The sequence below is a fragment of the Roseomonas aerilata DSM 19363 genome, assembly GCF_000711725.1.
GTDB lineage: Bacteria > Pseudomonadota > Alphaproteobacteria > Acetobacterales > Acetobacteraceae > Roseomonas > Roseomonas aerilata.
On sequence record NZ_JONP01000117.1, the window covers coordinates 1 to 2,852 of the forward strand.

4 protein-coding genes are annotated in these 2,852 nt (G+C 69.1%); 1 reads left to right on the plus strand and 3 read right to left on the minus strand.

Features of this window, described 5'->3' with window-relative positions; genetic code table 11:
* Positions 1-244: 244 nt before the first annotated feature.
* Positions 245-1,111 carry a hypothetical protein gene (locus tag BO39_RS30770; RefSeq protein ID WP_052403031.1) on the plus strand — a complete coding sequence of 289 codons (867 nt, stop codon included), beginning with the start codon at positions 245-247 and terminating at the stop codon, positions 1,109-1,111.
* Between the two features lie 269 nt (positions 1,112-1,380).
* On the opposite strand, the gene BO39_RS29155 is transcribed toward BO39_RS30770, so the two are convergent.
* From BO39_RS29155 to BO39_RS33860, 3 genes are all read right to left on the minus strand, one after another.
* Positions 1,381-1,623, minus strand: a complete 243-nt coding sequence (locus tag BO39_RS29155) for a hypothetical protein (protein ID WP_043840385.1) — start codon at positions 1,621-1,623, stop codon at positions 1,381-1,383.
* A 113-nt stretch (positions 1,624-1,736) separates the two neighbouring features.
* Positions 1,737-2,087: a hypothetical protein gene (locus BO39_RS29160; RefSeq protein WP_043840387.1), complete on the minus strand. Its 351-nt coding sequence runs from the start codon at positions 2,085-2,087 to the stop codon at positions 1,737-1,739.
* Positions 2,088-2,263: 176 nt separating this feature from the next.
* The coding region (locus BO39_RS33860; RefSeq protein WP_052403032.1) for a hypothetical protein at positions 2,264-2,852 on the minus strand (589 nt) is incomplete at its 5' end.

Genomic DNA, 2,852 nt, shown 5'->3' on the forward strand with positions numbered 1-2,852 from the left:
TCACCGTCGAGACGCGGCCAGGGCAATATCCCTTCCCGCCCGCGGCCGCGAAGGACGCCGCATCGCCGCCCCCGGCAACGCCCGGCGCGCACTGAACCCTGATGGAAACGCAGGATCGAAGCGGCATCGGTGTTCCCCGGAGTTCGCACCACATCGTCCGAGACAGGACAGCAACAGCGGCCTCCGCAACAGAACGGAGCCAGCCAGGCAGGTCGCTTTCTATTGTCGATCGAGGAGGAATCCAATGAGGCTCGTTCAGGGCGACGAAGTCGCCGAAGTGCCGGCCGTGCAGCACCGCGCCGGCGGACTGACCGCCCGCATTTTGCTTGAAGGAAGCCCGGGCAGTCTCGGCAACTTTCAGTTGTCTTTGGCCGTGACCGGCGAAGAATTTGTGTCACCGCGGCACAGGCACAATTTTGAGCAGTACCGCTGCGTACTCGAGGGCGAATCCGATTTCGGCCGGGACGGCATCATGGCGGCCGGCGCGGCAGGATATTTTCCCGAGGGCGTGTACTACGGTCCCCAGTCGAACCAGAACAATACCTTGACGGCTGTCCTCCAGTTCGGCGGCCGCAGCCGCAGCGGGTACCTGTCCGCGGCGGAAGTAACGGCGGGCATGAGGGAGCTGGCGAGGGTCGGCGATTTCCAGAAAGGGGTCTTCAGGCGGCACGAGGGCGTACCGGGCCGACGGAACCAGGATGCCTTCGAGGCGATCTGGGAACATGTCAACAAGCGGCCCCTGGTCTATCCTGCGTCTTCCTACTCCGCGCCAAGCTTGATGCACCCCGATCGGCAAGATTGGGAGCCGGTCGACGGCGCGTCAGGCCTTTCACAGAAGCGCCTTGGCGAGTTTGCAGTGAATGACACCGCCGCAAGGCTGCTCAAGCTGGAGAGGAATGCGGAGTTCCACGCGGAAGGCCCTGGTATCTACCTGATCCTCTCCGGTACCGGGACGGTCGGAAGCGAGGCCGGCCGTCGGCTGACCTCAATCCATGTCGGACACGATGAGATTGCGGTCGTCATCGCCGAGACCACCATGACGGTATTGCATTTCAAACTACCCCATCTCGGTGTCGAGGCTGCTCACCTGGAGCAATGCAAGGAGCATTGACGAGAACACGCCAAAAGGTAGCCTCCGCGGAGGTGGTAGAAATTCTGGCGCGTTCTGGAGCGAGGCACTGCGCGGGAGCGCATCACCGTGGTGTCTCAAGCGGTGAGCAGGCTTGGGCTGCGACATCGGCGAGCCGGCGCAGGCGGAGTGCAGCAGCGCCAGCATCACCGCCGCGCCCGGACACATGCCGTGGATTGCCGCCACCTGACGTAGCAGCGACAGCCCACGCAGCCCGGCCAGAACCCCGTCGAGTGCCGGCGAAGGGCTGATCACCACCACCACCCCGCCCTCCAGCGCCGCCCGGTTCCCGCCGCCCGCGCGGCCTGGGCCAGCGGCCTGGTCAGGTGCTGGCGCAGCGCCGCCCGCAGCAGCGGCATGTCAGGCGCGCTGGCCACCGCCTCCCGTGCCCGGGCAAGGTCCGGCACCCGCTCCAGCTCCTCCAGCCAGGCGAGCGCCAACGCGGGCGCGACCAGCCCCTCGTCGCGCGAGAGCAGGGTGCGGAGCGCATCCACCTGCCGCAGCGCTGGTAGGCCTCCACCTCCCGCCACACGCCCCAGAGCACCGCCAGCAGCCCGGCCCCGAACACCACCACCGTGCTCCAGCCAATGGCGGCGGAGCGGGCGAACTAGTCGCCGACGAACCCCACGGCCGAAAGTACCAGCCAGCCGAGCAGGATCACCGCGAGGCTGCCCGCTACCCAGCCGAGCGAGCCCCTGGGTACCTCTTGGGCCTGCAGCAGCCCCGGCGCCCAGTCCTGCTCCTCCCGCCCCGCCGACAGCCCCTCGGGCATGTCGAGCAGAGCGGGCCCCAGCACGGCCGCCCTGGGCTGACCTGCGCCGTCTTCCGCACCAGCGGCAGCGTGGCCCTCGCTCCCGGCTGGCAGGGCCTCGGGCACGGGCACGGGCGCGATGACGGTGGCGGTCTGTCCCTCGGCCGGATCGTCAAAGAGCACAGGCCCCGCGTACGCGCTCGTCACAGCCTGTCACCCAGCAGCGCGTCGAGCACGGTGTCCAGCAGGCTCTTGGCTGCACCCCGGTCGATCTCATCACGCCCGATGACGATGCGGAGACGGTGCCGGCGAGCGGAGCTGAACCGAGATCAAGGTAAGGCGCCGAGCTAAAGCGAACCCTCAGCCACTGCCGGCGCGGCCCTTCACCCTCGCCGTCCGGCGGACTGGCGTTGACGGGTCGCCGCTGAGGCGGCCGGGAACGGGAGCTGCATGGCGGGCGTGTCGTTCCGCCGCTCTCGTGCTGCGCGCGGTTGGGGCTCGGCGGCGGGCGCGTCAGTGATGCCGGGCACCGGCCAGAAACACTCCACCCGGCCCTCCTCACCCCGCAGCGCCAGGAAGACCACGCGCGTCACCTCACCCTCTTCTCCCGTCTCCACGGCAAGGCGGAACATCAGCCCTTCCGCCTCGTCCCCTTGGCCAAGCGCCAGCGCGAGCTGCTGCGCCTCGCTCTCCTGCTGGCGGAGCGTGCGCTTGCTCGGCTCCTCGGCGTCGCCCCGGAAGAAGCGCACCGGCACGTCCTCGATCAGGAAGACAAAGTGGTGCGTCTCGTCCAGCACCCCGAGCCAGGGGTAGCGGCCCGCCTCGGCCGCGCGGCGGAGCCGGTTGCGGCTGAAGGAGTAGGCGCGGCAGCCGATCGACCACGCGTCGTCGCCCGCCCAGCTGTCCGCCATGGCGAGCGCGTCGGTGCGCCCGCGCGCGAGCAGGCGGGCGCAGGCGGTGATGCGCTCCTCC